The sequence below is a fragment of the Segniliparus rotundus DSM 44985 genome (assembly GCF_000092825.1).
Lineage (GTDB): Bacteria > Actinomycetota > Actinomycetes > Mycobacteriales > Mycobacteriaceae > Segniliparus > Segniliparus rotundus.
In genome coordinates this window covers 59813-78708 of the sequence record NC_014168.1, presented here as the reverse complement: position 1 = coordinate 78708, position 18896 = coordinate 59813, and the positions used below count along the sequence as shown (strand labels likewise).

The window sequence follows — 18896 nt, the reverse complement described above, 5'->3', positions numbered from 1 at the left end:
CATGGGAAAGGCCACAAGCCCTCGGGCGGGCGGAGCCTCGCAACGACACGGCCGCAGGCTCACGGGCCTCGGCCTGGCAGCGGGTTTGATCGCCGCCAGCGTGTTCGCCATTTCGCGACCCGCCGCGGACGCGACGCCGGGGACGGCTGGCGGCCCGGCGCGCATGAACCCCACGTCGTGGAACCCGACGGACGACCGTGAGCCCTTCGAGTCCCACGGCCCGTACGTCTTCGACTCGCGCGAGCCGTACGCCAGCCGCACCGGGCCGGCCGAGTACCGCACCGGCGTCGGCAGCTTCGGGGAGGCCTGCCGGCGCGCCATCAACACCTGGGGCCCTATCGAACCGGCCTATCTCACCTGGCGGGTGAAGGTGGAGAGCACGGACGACTATTACGCCGCGGAATACGAGGCCGACAAACTCTCCTTCTACGTCGACACGGCGCACACGTCGATCCAGCGGGGACTCGCCGGAGTGCCGGGCTACGAGACCAGGGCCGACCCGATCCGCAAACTCGACAACGCGCTCGTGCTCATGCACGAGATGATCGGCACCGGCGGCGGGCAGGCCCCCCTGTTCCCGGACGTCGGCATCCCCTGGGAGCACTGGGACAGCATGTGGGATGTGCTGGACCAGGCCCACGACGAAGTCCTCGCGGCCTGCCCCGCACAGTCCTGACCGGCGAACCCGCGCACCGGGCCAGTCTGCGCTCGACCCGTCTTCGCCGAGCCCGCGCTGGCTTGGCCAGGGCCCGGCAGCGGCTCCAAGCACAACCTCGGGACATTCACAACTGATTCACAGACTTCTCTCACCCTACTCTCGGGGTGGCGCCACACAATAAACACCATGACTGCAACGTTGGCGTCCAACTCGGCGGCCCACACCTCGTCCATTCTCATCGTTGACGACGAGCCGAACATCGCCTACCTGCTCCGCGAGTGCCTCCTGGCCCAAGGGTTCAGCGTCAAAGAAGCGCACAATCCCACCGACGCGCTGGCCGTGGTGACCAAAGAGCCGCCAGACGCGATGATCCTCGACGTCATGCTCCCCGGAATGGACGGGTACACCTTGCTGCGCCGCGTGCGGGAGATGGGCACGGAATGCCCGGTCCTTTTCCTCACCGCGCGCGACTCGTTGGAGGACAAGCTCACCGGGCTCACCATCGGCGGGGACGACTATGTCACCAAACCGTTCAGCCTTGAAGAGGTGGTGGCACGGCTGCGGGTGATCCTGCGCCGGGCGGGCAAGAGCGACGGCGCGCGGGAATCCCCCACGCTCGTCTTCGAAGACATCGAGCTCAACGAGGAGACCCACGAAGTGTGGAAGGCGGGCGTCCTCGTGCCCCTGTCCCCCACCGAGTTCACCCTGCTGCGGTATTTCATGGTCAACGCGAGGATCGTGCTGTCCAAACGCCAAATCCTCGAACACGTCTGGCACTACGACTTCGGCGGCGACATGAACGTGGTCGAGTCCTACGTGTCGTACCTGCGCCGGAAAATCGACACCGGCGAGAAGAAGATGCTGCAGACGCTCCGGGGCGTTGGGTACGTGCTGCGTGAGCCGCGTTGACCGCGAAGCCGCGTTGACGCCGCAGGAGGGGGAAAGCCGCCGCCGGAGCCCCCAAGCCCGGAAACTGCCGCTGTGGCTGACACTCGTCTCTTTGATGCTGGTCCTGGTCGGGGGCGGCGTCCTGGTGAGCGACGCGATCGTCACCATCAGCTTCCAGCGTTCCGTGATGGACCGCATCGACCAGGACATCACCGGCGTCGCCCAACGAATATCGGATCGCCCGCTCAAACCGCCCATTCCACCGGGGATGCCCATCCCGTCCATCAGCTACCCCGGCGTGCCTTCCGAATCAGGCGCCCCTTCCGAATCGCCGCCGAGCACGACCAGCGCGCAGGCAACGCCGCCGAGCACGACCAGCGCGCAGGCAACGCCGCCGACGCTGCGCACGGAGCAGCAGCCGAGCCCGGAGCTTTCCCAACCCGCCGACGGCGCCCCTGAGCCCTCCGTCGCGCCCATCTCCTCGGAAGGAGCCTCGTCCGCGCGGTACTACGTCCGGGTGGGCGACCGGGTGTACGGCCGTTTCCGAGGGGCGGACGGCACAGTCATCGCGCCGAAGATCCCCGCCGACCTCTGGGAGCTGCGGACGCCGCAGACCGTGGCTTCCGAAGGAGACTCGCAGGTCCGTTGGCGCGCGGTGTGGGTTCCGAGCCTGCACGGCGACATTGTCGTCGCCAGCGAGCTCTCCGACGTCGACGGCAACCTGTCCTCGCTGCTGACCCTGCAATTGGCCATCGGGACCGGGGTGCTGCTCGTGCTCGGGCTCGCCGGGTACTTCTTGGTGCGGTGGAGCCTGCGGCCCCTGGTGGAGGTGGAGCGTACCGCGAATCAGATCGCGGCTGGCGACTTGGAGCGCCGAGTGCCGGACTGGGGGGAACGCACCGAAGTCGGCAGGCTCTCGAAGGCGCTGAACTCGATGTTGGCGCAGATCCAACACGCCTTCGCCGCGACGTTGGCCTCCGAGGAGAAAGCGAAAAGCTCCGAGCGCAGGATGCGCCAATTCGTCGCCGACGCGAGCCATGAGCTGCGCACCCCGCTCACGGCGATGCGCGGGTTCGCGGAATTGCACCGCACAGGCGCGGGGGTCTCGACCACAATCGCGATGTCCAGGATCGAAAGCGAGGCGATCCGCATGGGCAAACTCGTCGAAGACCTGCTCGTGCTGGCCCGCACCGACGAGGAACGCCCGCTGGAGAAAGAGCCTGTGGACATGCTCCAGCTCATGACCGACGCGGTGCATGACGCCAAGGCCATAGCCCCGAGCCGGACCATCCGGTTCGAGTTCCAACCATCCGGCGGGGCGCCCGTGGTCCTCGGCGACGACGCCTCGTTGCGGCAGGTGCTTTCGAACCTGGTGAGCAACGCCCTGCTGCACACGGGGGAGGACGCGACGGTCACGCTCTCGCTGGGCGGGGACGCCCACGACGTGCTTGTGGAGGTCTGCGACACCGGGCCGGGGCTGGCGCCGGAGGACGCCGAGCGCGTCTTTGAGCGGTTTTACCGAGTCGATCCCTCGCGAACGCGCTCCAGCGGCGGTTCCGGGCTGGGCCTGGCCATTGTCAACGCCATCGTGCGAGCCCACGGCGGGCATGCCTCGGTGCGCAGCGAGCTCGGCGTCGGGACGACGTTGCGCGTCACTCTGCCCCGCCTCGCCGCCGGCCCGGAAGAGGACGACGAGCTGTATGTGGCGGACGAGTGACCGGAGCCAAAGGCTTCGGACTCCCGCCGAAAGAGCCGTCCCCGACGACGGGATGACCTGTTCTGAGACGTTTTTGCCCGGCCCCGACAAGCGCCGGGGCCGGGCAAAAACGTCTCGGAAGTCCGCCAGCGCTCATACGACGCAGCTGTTCCCGATGTCCAGGTAATCGCGGCCCGCCTGGTTGCTCGCCGCAGACAGCTTGTCCACCCACGCGTACGGCGCAGGAGCCGACAGGTTCTGCGTCTTTCGCTCAGCAAGGACAAGGCTGAGCTGGCCGAGATCGTTTTTGTACTTCGTCACCTTGGCGCGCTGGACCGCGTCTTGGACGCCCGTCTCCGCGCCGACGAGGAACGGCAGGGCTTGGTTCAGCAGGTCGAGGTCCAGCGACACGGCCTGTTCGCCTTCCTTGCCCGTCGGGAACCCCTGCGTCACCGAGACTTGGCGCTGCAGGAGGACGTCGACGTGCGCGACAAGGTGTTTGATGACGACGCAGTCCTGCGGCGAAGCCAAACCGTCGGCGGGGGCGTTGTCGTCCTCCGGCGCTGTGGCCTGTCCGGCTGTGTCCTCTTCCGCCGTGCTCTGCTCCGTGGAGCCTTGGCGCTGTTGCGCCGCGCCTGACTCTTGGGACACGTCCGCATTCGCCTGCGGGATGTCCGGGAAGTCGGGGTCGGCCGCGGAATTGCCCGACCAGCCCGCCACGAGCAGCGCGCCCACAAGGAGCGCGCCGCTCGCAGCAGTCCGCAGACTCTGCCCCGTCATTCGTCGTCGTCCGAGTTGAGCTGGCTGGCGAAGGACTGGTCGCCGGTGGGCTCGTCTTCCTCCTCGCCCGCCTCCGGCTCAAGTTGGCGGGCCATCGAGGCGTCCGGGGCGGACTCGGTGTTCTCCGGGTCCTCGGGGTTCGAGTCCCCGCCCTGCGCGATCGGGCCCCACTTGTGGTCCGGAGCCGGTTGGGTCAGCGCGGGCGTCACCTTGGGCGGGGGCTGGCCCGGCAGGCTCTGCGCCGGGCCTTGGAAATAGTTGTCCGGGAAATCAGGGGCAGGGTTGTGGCTCAACGACCCTGGGACCAGGGCGTTCGTCCCTGGCCGCACACCGCTGGTGCCGGTGCTCAATTCCGTGGCCAACGGAGCGTTCGAGCCGGGGACCGTCCCCGAGATCAAACCCGGCTGTGGCAACGCCGCGCCCGGATTCGGCCCTTGGGCGTACGGCGAGGTCTCGCCGTAGATTCCCCCGCCGCCGTACGGGTCCGACGGAACCGGCAGAACCGGGTCGGCGGCTGCGGACGGAGCGAACAGCAATCCGACGAAGATGGAACTCAAGGCCCATTTCCTCATGTGAAGTTCTTCCTTTCTGAGTATCCCCGCTTCAGCGGCGAAGCCGCGCGTGGGATGAAGACATGATCTTTCTCTGGCGTATTCCCACATCAAAAGTGGTTTCTGATTTAGATGGGGTACTCGGTGCCGTAGGTGGCCAAGGTGGAGTGCGAGTAGTCCGTGGTCAGGCTCAGCAGGGCGAACGAGCGCACGTTGACCGGGCCGCCGCAGGCGTCGATCTTCACGTTCACATTCCGCACCCGCAACCTCGCCTCGCTGCCCTTGAGGGGGATGCGGTCCATCGGGATCGCGACGATTCCGCCGGGACGCAGCGTGAACTGGACGCTGCCGCCGATGCTGGCATTGGCCCCTTCGTGCAGGATAGCGCCGCCGACCGCGCCGCCGCCGCCGATGATCGCGCCGCCGATCGGAGGAACGAGGGTGCCCGCGCCGCCGATGCCGCCGACGCCCACGCCCTGGTAGGCGTCGACTCCCGCGCTGGCTCCGAGGCTGCCGCCGAGGGTGACGCCTTGGCTCACGTCGATCTGGCAACCGATCTGATACCCGATAATCAGCTCCGCCGCCGTCACTGGGTATTTCCCTTTGCCCAGGATCTTGCCGACGCCGGTCAATTGGACGAAGCCCTCACGGGTGAACGCCGTGTCCGCCAAGTTCGCGACCGGGTTCACTTCCTCGTCCAACGTCTCAACGACCATTTCCCAGCCATCTTCGGACACATCGTGCAACACAGTGTCCGGCAATCCCTGTCCGTACGACGAAGAAGCCCCCAGGACTGCTGTGAACAAAGCGGCGGACAACGCTCCCAGAGTAGTGTTTTTGCGAACTCGATACCGTTTAGTTCGCCCGGAAACCTTGGACACAGCACCCACTTCATTGCTACGGAAGATTGCGTCAAACATATCGTTTTTCCTCACTTTTTCAATTAAAAATTGAACAACTGTCACTTTCACCAATTGAACTGAAATTCACATTCCCCCAGCGGGCGCCAACAACGAGCCCGCCCGGCCTCGCAACGCAAAAACCCAGGCAAACGAATAAATTTCAAGTCCTGTTCAGACATTTTGAGCACCAAAAAACGTCTTCTGGATAGCTCAGAAAAGAAACGGTCCGACCCCCTTGGTCGAGCACGTCAGTAATCAACGCAAATCGTCACTGATTCGCCAGTGCAAATCCCCAGTGATTCGCGAGTCGTCGTTGACAAAACCCTCGATTCCAATTAATTCGGGCTTTCACTTATTCAACCCGTTAATTAATGGATGCTTGACGATAACCACCCCGCGACCGCTTGGCAAGCTCAACGCGCGGAAAGTGTCCTGAATCACTTTCGGCGATGTAGATTCGTTCTTCCTATCCGTTTCACGCATATAGAAATACTATGTATTTTTGTTATAACGATGTGCAATTCCTGGTGCGCCCGGCGTCCGGGGCAAGGACGACGAGCGGGGCGAGAAAAGCCGCTGAGCTGCGGCAACGGGCAAGAACACACCTCCTGCGCCTCGTGAAGGGGCCGGTCGAAAAGGCGGAGCTGGTTCTGCGCAACACGTTCGGCGGCCTCGCTGTCATCGAGATCAGGCCGTTCGCGAAGCAGCTGGCCGAACGCCATGAACGAACCCGCGGCCATCGCCACGGCGAGTTCGGGCCGGGCACATGGAACCTCCCCTCCTTTGCCACAGCGGTTGTCGTGCGCGGGACGAGCCCGCCCACGCCAGGAACGGCTTTTCAGCCGCTGGTGCGGGTTTCCGGCATCCGCACGGCCAAAAGCAGGAACGCGGCGGCGGCGATCCCCGCGAGGGAAAGCATCGCCGCGTCGAACCCACCGTGGTGGGCGATGGAGCCCGCGACGGTCTGGCTCAGCGACGCCCCCACCGCGACCGCCGTGCTCATCAGGCCAAGGACCAAGTTGAACCGCCCCGTGCCCTTGGTCAGGTCGGCGATGACCAGCACAGAAACCACGCCGAACACACCTGCGCCGATCCCGTCGAGGACCTGGATCGCGACAAGCGAGACCGTGCTGTCCGTCAAGGTGTACAACACCCCCCGGACCGGAAGCACAGCGAAGGCGACGAGCAGCAACGGTTTGCGCCCCCATGAGCCCGCGAGCGCCCCGACCGGCGCGGCAATGCAAGCGATCACCAGCTGCGTGGTGATGACGCAGGCGGACATGAACATCATGGAACTCGCCCCCTGGCCTTTCGCGAGACGCTCGCCGAGCAGCGGCAGCATCGCCGCGTTCGCGAAATGGAACATCACCGCGCACACTAAGAACACGCCGAGCCGCCAGTCGGAGAACATGCCCCGGCTCCCGCCGGAACCGCTGGCCGACGGCGCGGAACCACGCGCCGCCGCATGGTCGATCTCCTCCGCGCGGATGGCGCGCAACGACAAAAACACCGGCACCGCGCACGCCGCCGCGAAAAAGAAAACGCTGCGATTCGAGACGTAATACCCCAGCAAACCCATGGACACCGCCGCGAACACATTGCCAGCGGAGTTCAGCGACTGATTGCGGCCCTGCCGACGGTCGAACCCGGCGGGGCCGACCACCCCCAGCGCCAGCGCGCACATCATCGGGCCGAACACCGTGCCAGCGGCGCCGATCACCGCCTGCGCCCCCAGCACCGGCCAAAACCTGGGCACGAAAGCCACCGCGAGCGCCGCGCAGGCCAAGGCCGCGACCGCCGCCGCCGTCAACGCCCGCTTCGCGCGAAGCCGGTCCACCAGCGCCCCCGCCGGGGCCTGGAACACGATCGCCGCAAGACCCCCGACCGTCAGCGCGATCCCGACCCGCTGCTCGTCCCAACCCCGCGAAGCCAGATACACCGCGAGGAAAGGGCCCAACCCGCTTTGCACATCCGCGAGGAAGAACACCAGCCCGTCCAACCCCCGCACCGTGCGCGCAGACGCAACAGCCGTCATCGCACACCCCCGACCCGCAGCGAAAGCCACAGCCCGAGCACCCCGGCCGCCAACGCGGCCGGGGTGGACAACGCCCCCAAACGCGTGAACTCACGCAACCGCACCGCATGCCCGTTGCGCTGCGCGACCCGCCGCCACAGCAACGTCGCCAACGAACCCGCATAGGTGAGGTTCGGGCCGATGTTCACCCCGAGCAGCACCGCCAGGACCGCGCCCGGCCCCGCCGCCGCCGCCAGCGGCACCAGCGCCAAAGCCGCTGGAAGATTATTGATGACATTCGAAACCAACGCGGCCACCAGGGCGAACCCCGCCAAAGCGGCCAGGCCTTCGCCGTGGGGCAACGTCCGTGACAACAACCCGGACAGCCCGTTGTCCGCCACAGCGCGCACCACCACCCCCAACGCGAGCACAAACACCAAAAACAGCGGCTGCGCCGAACCAGCGATCTTCGCGACACTGGTGCGGCCCGCCGCGAGCGAGCGGACCCCGAGGGCCACCGCCCCGGCCAGCGCCGCCCACGCAGGACTCGCCCCAGCCGCCTGCACCGCCACGAAACCCGCCAACACGCATCCCAGCACCGCCAACGCGAACACCGGAGCGCGTTGCCCCTGCGGCTCCTCCTGCCCCCGGGGCACAGCGCCCGCCAAGCCCGAACCCGCCAAATCTTTCGAGAAGAACAACCGCAACACCGCGTACTCCGCCGCCACGGCCGCGAGCTGCGGCGCCGCCATCACCCCCGCGAAGCCCGCGAAACTCAAGCCGCACGCGGAAAAAGCCAACAAGTTCGTCAGATTCGACACCGGCAACAGCAACGAGCCGGTGTTCGACAAATGCGCGCACGCGTAGACGTGCGGCTTCGGGCGGAAACCGAGCCGGGCCGCCGTGGAGAACACCACCGGAGTCAGCAGCACCACCGTCGCGTCCAGGCTCAACACCGCCGTCACCGCGCAGGCCGCCAGGAACACCCGGCCGAACAACCCGACCGGGTCCGCCACCCCGCGCGCCATCACCGAACCGCAATACCGGAACACGCCTTCCGCGTCGCACAGCTCCGCCAGCACCAACACCGCCGCCAGAAAACCCACCACCGGCAACAACCCCGCCGACTCCGCCACCGCCTCCGACCAGGACACCGTCCCCGCGAGGACCGCGAGCCCAGCGGCAGGGACCGCCGCCGCCGCCTCCGGCAGCCCTTTCGGACGCGCGACCGCGAACACCAACACCGCGAGCAGCAGCAGGAAAGCCACCGCCTCCGCGCCGAATGCGCTCATCGTTCCTCCGATCCATCCGGCGCGCGCTGATGGCGCTGCGCACGAGCATAGCGCGGTCGTCCTGGGTGTTCTTACCGGCTGCACCGGACCAGAAATAACGCAGAGGAGTAGCTGGCTTATGAAAGCTTGCTCGTGAGCTGTCTTCTTGTGGTTACTGATGCGAACCGGACGACTGCAAGCCTGCAGCAAAACGTCTACGGATCGCCGTCAACTCACGACCACACCGTCTTCGAACATTTTGGTAGTTGCCGTCTCAGCACTCTTGGCCTCGGGCATGCGCACTCGGGCAAGAAGCACTGCTGTGAAGAGAACTGGCAGCGTCCCGCCGAGCACGAATAATGATGTGGCGTAGGTAGGGCTTTGGCTCGCACCCGCGAGCACCGCCGAGGCGGGCACGAGCGCGAGAGACCCCAACCAATCGACGCTAATCACTCGTCCACGCACTTCGTCGGGCACATGGATTTGGAGGAGCGTGAACCAGTACACGTTGCCGATGGTGGAGAAGAAGCCATACACGCCCATCAGCGGCAGCAGCCACCAGAACGAAGGGACGAAGACCATCGCGGCCAGCGGCACAGCCCCGGCCATCCATGCGAGCAGCATGCGTCGTGGATAGTTCGGCGGCAGCGCACGTGACCCGATGTAGAGCGAGGCCAGGATCGCGGTGACTCCGGATGCCGCGATGAGGATGCCGTACGAGCTGGCTCCCTTGTCGAAGCGGTCATGGACAAGGAGGGGGAGGAGCACTTGTCTCGGCCCTGTTTGCAGGAGTAGCAGCACCCCGGCCCAGAGGATGAGCACCCAGAGCCAGCGCTCGCCGTAGAGGTAGCGCCAGAACTGCCGACCAGAGACTTTCGTCTCCCCGCCTGCTTCCGTTTCTGCGGATGCAGCGGGGTTCGCGCGCGCGGTGCGCAACAGCGCCACACAGCAGGCAGCCGCGAAAAAGCTCGCCGCGTTCACGGCGATGACCGAGACGGACGGGAGGAGCGCGACAAGGAGTCCTCCGAGCGTCGGCCCAGCGATCCGTAAGGCCACCGAGCGTGCCATCGACTCCAGCGCGTTCGCCGCATGGAGGTCGTCTGACGGAACGATGTCGGGCACGAGAGCGTCAGTTGCGGGTCCGCTGATCGCTGCGGCGGCTCCGAGCAGAAACGCCGACAACGCTAGATGCCATAGTCGCATGCTTCCGGTGACGGTGATGGCGCCCAAGGCGGCGAGGACGATGAAGCTCGCGCAATGCGACCACCCGACCACAAGCTTTCTGGAAAAACGATCAGTGAGCACGCCGCCGATGAGCACGAAACATATGAGCCCCACGGACTCGGCTCCGACCACGGCGCCAACCCCTGCTGAGTCGGCGCCGTTCTGGATCGCCAGCCAAGGAACCGCGACCAGCCATACTCCGTCACCGAGCATGCTGATGACGCAAGAGAGGAAGAGCAGTCGGTAGTCGCGCCCCTTGAGCGGCGCGATCGATCTGGCGAGCGAGGTCATTCAGCCTCCAGTGTCATATGGAAGTGCAATCCTAGAGGTAGGGCGAAATCGGTCATTTGGCGATCAGCCAGTCGATCATGTCATTGCCTGGCTTGTACTCTGATCCGTCTTCTGGCAGGAAGGTTTGTGGCCGGTTGATGGTGAAGACGTTCTCCAGATGCTCGAAAGCATGGCCGACGCCAGGCGGAATACTCGAACAACATGCCCGCTGAGAGCAGCGCGGCGGTCCCAGACGCAGCGGCCGCGAGAGACAGGTTTCGCTCGTGTCGCCCTATCCAGAAAAACAAGGCGGGCATGGCGAGGTCCGTGACAATAGAGAGCGAACACAGCCTGTGTCCCCGTGCCTTCCCCTGGTCGGCGAGAGCATCGCGCTGACTCACGTTGACAGCGAACGGAGGCGCTGTGCTCATAGCCTGCACCACCGAAGCGGTGCGTCGTCTCTGCAGTTCGTCATCTGGTTTCGATTCTTCGGCGTTGAGGGAGTCATACGTTTGGCAGCGATCTTACGGCGATGAACCAGGCATCGCGACGAGAAATCTTCGGACAACCCCCCCTCGAAGGGGACTGTAACTGCACCATCATCGCACTCTCTGCGCAAAGACGACTTGTCCTTCGACAGCCCCTGCCTGGCATGGCCCAGACCATGTGGAGGACCTTCTCAGCGAGCCAAATCCGCAAGTCACACGAGCGACTCCCGAGAGCCGCGCTCGTCGCGTGAAGCCACCGAACGAACAACATCTCAGCACGTCGACGCGCGTTTCGGTTTCCCGGCGAAGCGGCCCTGGATCTTCGGAGCCGCTCGTGGTGCCCCCTCTCGGGCTCGAACCGAGGACCTGCGGATTACAAGTCCGTATGTTCGCCAATCGACCTACGGAACTTCAAGAAGGCGAGGACAGCGGCATGAGCGCCAACGAATCAACACGGCATGGGGCGAAGCGGTATGCGAGCGAGCAAACCGGAAAAAGCCTCTGAACAGCGGATTTATCTTGTGCCCCCACTAGGACTCGAACCTAGGACCCATGGATTAAAAGTCCACTGCTCTACCAACTGAGCTATAGAGGCATCCGCGCTGCGCGCAGCGCGAGCACCAACAATACCCCACCTGCCGATGTTGGCAAACCCGAACAAGGAACGACCATGGCACCCCGACAGAATGAGCGCCGACTGCGAGCGGTCCCCCACCCTCTGCAAGACGATAAAAAATCCGCACCCTGTCCGTCTCGGATAGATAACCAAGGTCAACAAGAGGTTAATAGCTCCTTAACGGACGCTAATATTCCCGCCGTGCTGTCCCCCGTCAACGTCGCCGGAACCCACCACGCACACAACGTAGCCATGCTGCTCGTGCAAGAGTGGGAACTTTTCATGCTCGCCCGCAGGCTCTCGCAACGGACGATCACGGAAAGGATACGTGTCATCAAGTCATTCGCCAGCTCCATCGGGATCGAGCCAAGCCAAGCGAGCGCCCTAGACGTGGCACGGTGGCTCGCTCAGCAGTCCAGCCTCGGCCAATCCAGCCTTGCGACCTACTCCCAATACCTCAAAGCTTGGTTCAAATGGCTACAAGTCCATGAGCACCGGACAGACGACCCCATGGTGAAGGTCGGCACCGTGCGATACCCCGACCGCGCGCCCCGGCCCGTCTCGGACAGAGACTTGGCACGCCTCCTTGAGACCGTGAACCGCAAACGGACCCGGCTCATGGTGCTCCTGTACTGTCTCGCGGGCCTACGGGCCTTCGAGATCGCGAAACTGCGCGGCGAAGACATTGTGGACGGCGTTTTCGTCCGAGTCTTGGGCAAAGGCAACAAGGAACGCCTCGTCCCGTTGCACCCGATTTTGCAGGCAATCGCACCCACGATGCCCGAGCGCGGCTGGTGGTTCCCCCGTGATAGCCGCTGGCCCGGAATGCACATCAGCGGCAAATCGGTGTCTCAGACGATAAGCCTCACCATGCGCAGAGCCGGGGTCAGAGCCACGCCGCACCAGTTGCGGCACTGGCAAGGAACAACCCTCCTAGACGAAGGCGTTGACATACGGGTCGTGCAAGAGATCATGCGCCACGCCTCGATCTCGACAACGGCGCAATACACACAGGTGCCGACCCATAAAACTTCCGAGGCCGTGAGTCGGCTAAATCCGTTCAGAGGAGCAGAAACCAAGCTCACCGTGGCCTTAGCGGGCTGAACGGACACAGCCTTCGCGTTTTTGGAATCCCACCGGAATGCTACAGTCCACTCACAATCCCCTGTACAGGAATCGGAGCATCATGGGCCAACCCTTGAACGCGAGCCAAGAAACCATGCTCGCGCACGCCGAGCAGACAGAACAAATGGCGCTCATGCTCGACGGAACCATAGCGTTCGACCCCAGCGTCTTCCAGGGCATGATGACAACAGCCCTCGGCCCCATCGGAGCCCCGTTCATCGCGGCGTTCATGGCCGCGATCACCAACCAGCACATCAACGCACAAGAAGCCGCAGCGGCGTTGCACGCCCACGCCCAAGCCACCCGCGAATCCGCCCTCCAATACGAGACCACCGACGAACTGAACGCCGCAGAACTCGCCGCAGACAAAGACCTCGCTGAGGAACTGGGCGACCAACTCGACAGCGTGAAGAAAGAAGCGGACAAATTCGAGCCGTTCAAGCAAGACCCCGGCGAAATCCCGGATCGTGGATCACACCACGGCGTGGACCCGGACCAGTTCCAGCATGTGTACGGCAGGCTTCCGCAGAGCGACGCCGACTGGAAGATGGCCGCGATCATGGACACCCACAGCATGGTCGGACGCAACCACGGCGTGCCAGCCCGCGTCGACGTCGGCCGCATCAAGGCCGTCCCCGGCCAAGGAATCGTCCGGGTCGGCCTGTACATCCCCGCCACAGACGTGTTCAACATGCCCAACGACCTTGGGGACGCGCGCGGCCCGAAAGAACAATTCGACCCGCGCCAGACCCGAGTGTCCCTGTACATCGACTACGAGAACGGCGTCGTCGCCGCCAGACAAAACCCATCAGTCGATATCCAAGGAAAAACGGAAGTGCAAGACCCCGTTATTGACGTGCAGCAAACAACGGACGGACGTGTGCGCATCCACTACGACGCGACCAACCCATTGGCGCCCTTCTTCTCGCATGCTGCTGGCCTGTCGGTCAACGGCGAGATCACCTTGACACCGACAGCGAACGGGGTCCACATTGACGGGCAAGTGGGCGACTACCCTTCGATGGAGGTCTACCAAGACAGGAACGGCACGACAACGACCGCATACGCCTATCAGGCGACGGGAAGCGAGTTCGGCCCTATGGAAAATCTGCCGAAATCGCACCCTGTCGGCAATGGCCCGACGGGTTCCATACAGGAGTATCAACCCGGCTTGCAGTGGGATGGCCCCGGCATCCCGAGCAATCGACCGCAGGTTCCCGTTCCCGACGAGTCCATGACCCTCGCCCCAGAGGATGGGGACTCGCCGCCACAGCTCAACCCGGTAGCGCCGCAACAACCTCCAGCGATGAGGGGAGACATCTGATGCCATCCATAAAACTCCCCGCTGTGTCGTGGGCGGCTGCGACGTGGAGCGCGCCCGTGGCAGTATGCGCTTGCTTGACGGCGATAACCTTCCTGGTCAATTTGCAGCCGCCAGGGAGCAAGTCCCTAACATTCCCGCTCTTGTGCGGCATCGTCTCAACGCTGTCCCTGTTGTTGTGGGTCTTCGTTCGGACCCCTACCGCGCGCGGGGTGGCGTTGGGCATATTCGGGGTGCCCTTCGTGTTGGCCTGGTTCGTGTGGTTGACGCAATGAACCAGCGAGACCGCGAGAGCGACGACACAGCACCTGCCCAGCGGCTTCACGGCCCGGAAAGTTTCGCGGCCCTGGTCTTGACGTCCGCAGCGCTTATGGCGGTCGCCGCCCTGCATATGGCTTGGTACGTGCCAACAGTGCTGATTCTGTTTTTGTCGGGACTCGCTATGTCGCTCACAACCGGTAAGCAAAGAAAAATCGGTATGGGCATGTTGGCCGCGACAGTCTCCGCTTTGCTGCTCAGATATGTTTTTTGGCTGTTTCTCTACACGATCCCCGGAATGTTCCTCGCCCTCTTCTCCACCAAAGACGCGACACATATTCAGTGGTGAACTGATGCCGACTATAAGATTCCCCGCTGTGTCATGGAACGCCGCGACATGGAGCGCTCCTATCCTGACCGCAGTCTGCGAGATCCTGTACTCGCTGATCCGTTACTTCCTTCCGCATGAAGCGGCAAGCCAACGACCCGCGCTGATCATGACATGCTTGATCATGGCTTGCGCGGGGTTGCTGCTGCCCCTGATCAAGAGAACCCCTCTATGGCGTGGCGCGGCCATCGGATGCCTTATCGTGCCAGTCGCGCTTGCCGTGCTGAGAGAGAACGTGACATTTTGAACGACAAGACAAAAACCGAGAAGACACCACCAGCGGACAGCCCCATTAGCTTTTTCTGGTGCCTGCTCGCCAGCGGGACACTCATACTCCTGGGGTTCACCCTGGAATCAAAATTCGGGTTCATCCTCCTTGTCTCGCTCGGAGTCGGCGTCTATCTGTTCAGGGTCGATGAGCGATGGCGGAACGCCGGAAGAGGTGTCATAGCGGCTTCGCTGGCCGGTATGGTCTTCTACTTCGGCTGGCCGGTCTTCTACATCAGCATCCCCGCAGCGTTCTTATCAATCCTCCACCACTGAGACGAGAAGCGCCCTTGGCTGTTCAACATCACCGCATAGCGGCCACGGGAAAGCCCTTGGTGTGTGAGGGCCGCGCGCCCTATGGATGAGGGACGGGCGCGCGGCCGGATGAGAGTGTAGACGGTCTTAGTGTTTCTTGCGGTACGCGAGGGCGGTGGCGGTCAGGCGGGCGAGGGTGAACAGCAGCGCCCCGTAGAGGACTGTGCGGACGAGATCGCGGCCTGGGTAGTCCTGCTCGGTCCACACGCTGAGGGTGTTTTGCGCCAACACCGCCGACAGAGCGGCCAACACCCACAGCACGGCCCTCCCGGCGCGGTTCATGTATCCCCGGGCCTGCCGCCAGTACATGAGGCTGAAGAGCACCGACGCGAGGGCGGCTGCGGTCAAAAGCGCGTCGTCCACCCTGCCCCATCCCAGCCAGCGCCAAGACGCCGCCGCGACCGCTGCGGCCGACGCCGCGCCGACAGCTGATTCCCTGCTACGCATGCCGTCTCCTCATCGTCCGTTCCACGGCCGCGCCGAAACCGTTCTCCCGCCGTTGGCGGCGCGCGAGCGCGACCAGCGGCGCGGCCTCCTCGCGCAGCTTGTCCGCGCGGTCTTTCGCGTGCTGCGCCTCACGCACCCTGCGGTCCAAATCCTCGCCGTCGAACTCCACGGACTCGCGCAACTGCCACGGCCAACGCATCACACGCCCCCCGAGGTCTTCATCGCGGACACCAGATCCGTGGACAGGCGCGCTCCCTCCATCAGCTCCCGCACCGTCTCGTGCTGCTGCTCGATGGTCTCGGCCTGAATCGCGTTGGCCCGCTCAAGCCGCGCGATGTGCTCGCTGAGCATCTGCTCCATCCGCCGCACCTCCCGCAAGGGCAGCATGCGCCCGGTCATGATCAACACCACCATGACAGAGAGGAGCCCTGTCGGCCCGAGAGGCGCGATGTCCGCGAGGATCTGTTTGAGCATCACTCGCCCTGCGGCTTCGCCAAGCGCTCCAACTGTGCCAGCACGCCCTCAATGGTCATTGCGACGGTTTGCGCGGCGACCGCCATAGGGTCCGGTTGCGGCGCCTGGGCGCGGGGGTCCGGGAGCGGCCCGTCCGTGGAGATCTTCGCGTGCTCTGTAGCGACCGAACCCGCCCCGAGCCCCAAGAGGCTGACGACGGCGAATACCAGTTGGTCGAGGGCGTCGAGTTTCGTGTTCGGCAGCTCCCACCCGAACAAGGGCGCGATCACGAACAACGCGCCGACAGCGGCGCTCGCGAGTTTGAGCACCTGGTAGAGGGCGACGCGCCACTTGTAGGGGAGGGATATCACGTTCACTGGGTTGTTCCTTTCAGGAGAAGCGCCAAAGCGTCCGCCATGGCTTTGTTCGCTGTGCGCTGCTCCTCGCGCCACGAGGCGAGGAAGTCCACGACGGACTTGTTGTCGAGCTGCGGCCAACCGTGGAATCCCGGCCCGACGAGCTGGTCAAGCACCAACTGGTCGAGGCTCGCTGTGGGCTGCGCGGGAGCGGTGGCGCCCAACAAAGACAGCAGCTCCTCACGGGCGCCCCGGAAGGCGTTCACGTCCACGCTCTTCCCGGCGACGTGGGCGCTTGAGCTGAACTGCAAGATTTTCGGCTCACCCCCGCCGTAGGGCTGCCAGCCCGACCATTCGTCGCCCGGATACAGCACGGAGGCGTAGCCCGTCCCGTTCACGTACGCCGACGCCCACAACCCCGGCGCGTCCGAGATGTCCGGGGAGCCGATCCGCTGCCAGTACCAGCGCGGGATGTAGGAGAGCGCGACCCGCATCCCCCGCCGCTCCACCGCTGATTTCACCGCCTGGAAGTTCGCGTACCCCCCGGAGCCGGACTCGAAGTCCAGGGCGACCGGCACGCTCGTGTCCCCGATGTGCGCGGCGAGGTTCGCGGCCTGACCCTCCGCGTCCCCGTCCCGCACGTAGTGGTAGCCGATCAGGATCAGGTCGTTGGCGCGCGCGGCGTCCCGGTTGCGCGGCCAATACGAGTCCTTGAACCCCGTGCCTTCGGTGACCTTCGCCGCGACGAAATCGAAGCCTTCCGCTTTGACCTGCGCCAGATCAACGGCCCCGTTGTTGTTGCTGATGTCCACGCCCCACAAAGGCATGCTGTTCCCTTCCTGTCCGATGTCGTCGGGCGCTGCGAGCGCCCGCACAATCCTGGTGTGCACGTGCCCGGTGTGCCCGGACCAGTCGTCGCGGTAGTACCCCGGCTGCGCGGTGCCCGGACCCACCCGCTCCCCCATGAAGAACCCCGTCTTCACCCCGGAAACCGGGTCGCACCAAATCACCTGCTCCACCCCCGGCTGAGTCCCGGCCCACAGGGCGAACCGCCCCAACGCCAAACGCTGCGCCGGGGTGTAGGAGGCCCCCGTCATGTCCGCTCTGCCTTTCGGCCACCAGTCGATCCCCTGGTTGAGGCCCGCGCGCTCCTGGTGCCCCGGATACGTGGAGGCGTCCAAACCGAACGCCGCGCCGAGCGCGTACACCCATTCGGGGAACCCCCGCGCGCCCTGGCGCACGTCCGAGCCGACCGGCAGCCCATACGGATCCGTCATAATCTTTTTCTCCTTCCGCGCCGCGATGCGGCGATTGCCCGTCTGCGGCGCGAGCCGCACACGCTCAGGCGAGCGTCAAGGCCCCCCACACGGCGGCGTTGTAGTTCCACGCGACGTCGGAGAGCTTGATCGTTGCCGGGATGGACGACTGCCCGGTGATCTTGCCGAGGATCGTTTTGACCGGCGCCCCGGTGCGGGGCTTGACCCCCACTTGCGGGATGCCGGCGAGCTTGCGCGTGGCCCCGAAGAGGTTGACCTGCTGCCACACGCCGATCGCGAGGACGTGGCCGGGGAGCACGTCGAAGGTGCTGCCGAGCCCGATGGCGTACTCCTGCGCGGCGGTGGTGATGACGTCTTTCTGGTTGCTGGTGGTCGCCAACAGTTTCAGGGCCGCGTCGGGCTGGCTGTAGGCGTGCAGGCTCAACTGCACGGTGCTCACGCCGCCGAGGGACCAGCCCGTCACGGCGGTGATGACCTTGACCGCGTTCACCGATTGTTTGCGGTCGGAGCGGATGAAGACCAGCACCAGCTCCTTGTCCTCCGGGGCGTACCCCCACGCGTCGGAGCCGATGGCGTGCGTGTGCGCCCCCGCCGTGGAGGTGGTGCCTTGGCCCGTGCCGCCGCTGCTGTACGTGTGGGTGTGCGCCCCCGCCGAGGCCGTCGCCGCGATGGGGACCATCAGGATCCGGTCGAAGGCGGGGATGTCGTTCGGGTCCGTCGAAGACGCCAAACTGGTGACCACGTTCGTCGGGGCGATAGTTGACAAAGCCGTGATCGCGGCCGTGTTGTCCTGGGTCTGCTGGTGCGTGCCCGCGAGCAGGTCCACCACCGACCCGATGGTGTCCGCGAGGGTCTGCCCGACCGTCTCCGCGCCGTGCGCCAACTCCCCCACGAGCGTGTTCACCTGCGCTATCGCGTCGTGCGCGGCCTGCTCCGCTTGCGCGGGCAACGACTGCGCCCACGCCTCCAAATCCCCCGCGCCCCCGGCCTTGCCCGTGAGGGCCTTCACGATGTCCCCGAGCACCGGCACTTCCTCAAGCGCCTGCTCGAACTCGCGGAGCTTGGCCGACAAATCGAAGCCGAGCGCCGAAGTCAAAGCGTTCAGGACCGCGCCCGCGAACCCCGCCGCGCCGCTGACGACGGACTCCAACAGCTTGCCGGGGTCCGCGAGGTCGAGCCCGGTGAACAGCTTGATCGCGTTCAGCAAGCCTTGGACTTGCATTTGCGCGATCTTCTGCAAATCGACAGGGTCTTTGTGGGCGTTCACCCCCAGCCGGTGCTCCGGGTTCTTGTCGATCTCCACCGGGGCCGTCTGATGCGCGCGCGGCACC

19 protein-coding genes and 2 tRNA genes are annotated in these 18896 nt (G+C 65.0%); 7 read left to right on the top strand and 14 right to left on the bottom strand.

Annotation, left to right across the window (positions count from 1 at the left end):
- Position 1 precedes the first annotated feature (1 nt).
- From SROT_RS00520 to SROT_RS00510, 3 genes are all read left to right on the top strand, one after another.
- Positions 2–676 (top strand): hypothetical protein, encoded by a 675-nt coding sequence (locus tag SROT_RS00520; RefSeq protein WP_013137048.1) that lies wholly within the window; start codon positions 2–4, stop codon positions 674–676.
- Between the two features lie 168 nt (positions 677–844).
- A complete protein-coding gene (locus SROT_RS00515) occupies positions 845–1567 on the top strand; it encodes a response regulator transcription factor (protein WP_013137047.1) in 723 nt (240 codons plus the stop codon).
- The gene (locus SROT_RS00510; RefSeq protein ID WP_013137046.1) at positions 1554–3263 is read left to right on the top strand and encodes a sensor histidine kinase; all 1710 of its coding nucleotides are present in this window, start codon (positions 1554–1556) and stop codon (positions 3261–3263) included. The genes SROT_RS00515 and SROT_RS00510 overlap by 14 nt, the downstream gene beginning before the upstream one ends.
- A gap of 132 nt (positions 3264–3395) precedes the next feature.
- Here SROT_RS00510 and SROT_RS00505 read toward each other — a convergent pair whose 3' ends face one another.
- From SROT_RS00505 to SROT_RS00470, 8 genes are all read right to left on the bottom strand, one after another.
- Positions 3396–4022, bottom strand: coding sequence for a hypothetical protein (locus SROT_RS00505; protein WP_013137045.1), 627 nt, complete (start codon positions 4020–4022; stop codon positions 3396–3398).
- The gene (locus SROT_RS00500; RefSeq protein WP_245535326.1) at positions 4019–4579 is read right to left on the bottom strand and encodes a hypothetical protein; all 561 of its coding nucleotides are present in this window, start codon (positions 4577–4579) and stop codon (positions 4019–4021) included. The genes SROT_RS00505 and SROT_RS00500 overlap by 4 nt, the downstream gene beginning before the upstream one ends.
- A gap of 122 nt (positions 4580–4701) precedes the next feature.
- On the bottom strand, positions 4702–5391 hold the full coding sequence (locus tag SROT_RS00495) for an MspA family porin (protein ID WP_245535325.1): 690 nt from the start codon (positions 5389–5391) through the stop codon (positions 4702–4704).
- Positions 5392–6313: 922 nt separating this feature from the next.
- Positions 6314–7510 (bottom strand): MFS transporter, encoded by a 1197-nt coding sequence (locus tag SROT_RS00490; protein WP_013137042.1) that lies wholly within the window; start codon positions 7508–7510, stop codon positions 6314–6316.
- Entirely contained in the window at positions 7507–8781 is a 1275-nt protein-coding gene (locus tag SROT_RS00485) for an SLC13 family permease (RefSeq protein WP_013137041.1), read from the bottom strand. The genes SROT_RS00490 and SROT_RS00485 overlap by 4 nt, the downstream gene beginning before the upstream one ends.
- A gap of 207 nt (positions 8782–8988) precedes the next feature.
- Positions 8989–10275, bottom strand: a complete 1287-nt coding sequence (locus tag SROT_RS00480; protein ID WP_013137040.1) for an MFS transporter — start codon at positions 10273–10275, stop codon at positions 8989–8991.
- Positions 10276–11077: 802 nt separating this feature from the next.
- A tRNA-Thr gene (locus SROT_RS00475) sits at positions 11078–11153 on the bottom strand.
- A 111-nt stretch (positions 11154–11264) separates the two neighbouring features.
- Positions 11265–11337: transfer RNA gene (locus SROT_RS00470), tRNA-Lys, on the bottom strand.
- A gap of 222 nt (positions 11338–11559) precedes the next feature.
- On the opposite strand from SROT_RS00470, the gene SROT_RS00465 reads away from it, so the two are divergent.
- The 4 genes from SROT_RS00465 (at position 11560) to SROT_RS00440 (ending at position 14993) form a co-directional block, all read left to right on the top strand.
- Positions 11560–12462, top strand: coding sequence for a tyrosine-type recombinase/integrase (locus SROT_RS00465; RefSeq protein WP_245535324.1), 903 nt, complete (start codon positions 11560–11562; stop codon positions 12460–12462).
- Between the two features lie 82 nt (positions 12463–12544).
- A complete protein-coding gene (locus SROT_RS00460; protein WP_013137038.1) occupies positions 12545–13807 on the top strand; it encodes a hypothetical protein in 1263 nt (420 codons plus the stop codon).
- Between the two features lie 256 nt (positions 13808–14063).
- The gene (locus tag SROT_RS00450; protein ID WP_148223283.1) at positions 14064–14411 is read left to right on the top strand and encodes a hypothetical protein; all 348 of its coding nucleotides are present in this window, start codon (positions 14064–14066) and stop codon (positions 14409–14411) included.
- A 282-nt stretch (positions 14412–14693) separates the two neighbouring features.
- Positions 14694–14993 (top strand): hypothetical protein, encoded by a 300-nt coding sequence (locus SROT_RS00440; protein WP_013137034.1) that lies wholly within the window; start codon positions 14694–14696, stop codon positions 14991–14993.
- 126 nt (positions 14994–15119) lie between these two features.
- Here the strand turns inward: SROT_RS00440 and SROT_RS00435 are convergent, their stop codons facing one another.
- The 6 genes from SROT_RS00435 to SROT_RS16645 form a co-directional block, all read right to left on the bottom strand.
- The gene (locus SROT_RS00435; protein ID WP_013137033.1) at positions 15120–15479 is read right to left on the bottom strand and encodes a putative phage holin; all 360 of its coding nucleotides are present in this window, start codon (positions 15477–15479) and stop codon (positions 15120–15122) included.
- Positions 15472–15678 (bottom strand): DUF7620 family protein, encoded by a 207-nt coding sequence (locus SROT_RS00430; RefSeq protein ID WP_013137032.1) that lies wholly within the window; start codon positions 15676–15678, stop codon positions 15472–15474. Before SROT_RS00430 ends, SROT_RS00435 begins: the two co-directional genes overlap by 8 nt.
- A complete protein-coding gene (locus tag SROT_RS00425; RefSeq protein WP_041406782.1) occupies positions 15678–15953 on the bottom strand; it encodes a hypothetical protein in 276 nt (91 codons plus the stop codon). The genes SROT_RS00430 and SROT_RS00425 overlap by 1 nt, the downstream gene beginning before the upstream one ends.
- Positions 15953–16309, bottom strand: coding sequence for a hypothetical protein (locus tag SROT_RS00420; protein ID WP_013137031.1), 357 nt, complete (start codon positions 16307–16309; stop codon positions 15953–15955). The genes SROT_RS00425 and SROT_RS00420 overlap by 1 nt, the downstream gene beginning before the upstream one ends.
- On the bottom strand, positions 16306–17565 hold the full coding sequence (locus SROT_RS15425) for a glycoside hydrolase family 25 protein (RefSeq protein WP_013137030.1): 1260 nt from the start codon (positions 17563–17565) through the stop codon (positions 16306–16308). Before SROT_RS15425 ends, SROT_RS00420 begins: the two co-directional genes overlap by 4 nt.
- Positions 17566–17629: 64 nt before the next feature.
- A complete protein-coding gene (locus tag SROT_RS16645) occupies positions 17630–18895 on the bottom strand; it encodes a hypothetical protein (protein ID WP_013137029.1) in 1266 nt (421 codons plus the stop codon).
- Position 18896: the final 1 nt, after the last annotated feature.

What these genes read in the sequence shown, in the direction of transcription:
- SROT_RS00490 (WP_013137042.1), bottom strand. Translation starts at nt 7,510, where the DNA reads ATGACGGCTGTTGCGTCTGCGCGCACGGTGCGGGGGTTGGACGGGCTG.
- SROT_RS00480 (WP_013137040.1), bottom strand. Translation starts at nt 10,275, where the DNA reads ATGACCTCGCTCGCCAGATCGATCGCGCCGCTCAAGGGGCGCGACTAC.
- SROT_RS00520 (WP_013137048.1), top strand. Translation starts at nt 2, where the DNA reads ATGGGAAAGGCCACAAGCCCTCGGGCGGGCGGAGCCTCGCAACGACAC.
- SROT_RS00515 (WP_013137047.1), top strand. Translation starts at nt 845, where the DNA reads ATGACTGCAACGTTGGCGTCCAACTCGGCGGCCCACACCTCGTCCATT.
- SROT_RS00425 (WP_041406782.1), bottom strand. Translation starts at nt 15,953, where the DNA reads ATGCTCAAACAGATCCTCGCGGACATCGCGCCTCTCGGGCCGACAGGG.
- SROT_RS00505 (WP_013137045.1), bottom strand. Translation starts at nt 4,022, where the DNA reads ATGACGGGGCAGAGTCTGCGGACTGCTGCGAGCGGCGCGCTCCTTGTG.
- SROT_RS00460 (WP_013137038.1), top strand. Translation starts at nt 12,545, where the DNA reads ATGGGCCAACCCTTGAACGCGAGCCAAGAAACCATGCTCGCGCACGCC.
- SROT_RS15425 (WP_013137030.1), bottom strand. Translation starts at nt 17,565, where the DNA reads ATGACGGATCCGTATGGGCTGCCGGTCGGCTCGGACGTGCGCCAGGGC.
- SROT_RS00435 (WP_013137033.1), bottom strand. Translation starts at nt 15,479, where the DNA reads ATGCGTAGCAGGGAATCAGCTGTCGGCGCGGCGTCGGCCGCAGCGGTC.
- SROT_RS00430 (WP_013137032.1), bottom strand. Translation starts at nt 15,678, where the DNA reads ATGCGTTGGCCGTGGCAGTTGCGCGAGTCCGTGGAGTTCGACGGCGAG.
- SROT_RS00485 (WP_013137041.1), bottom strand. Translation starts at nt 8,781, where the DNA reads ATGAGCGCATTCGGCGCGGAGGCGGTGGCTTTCCTGCTGCTGCTCGCG.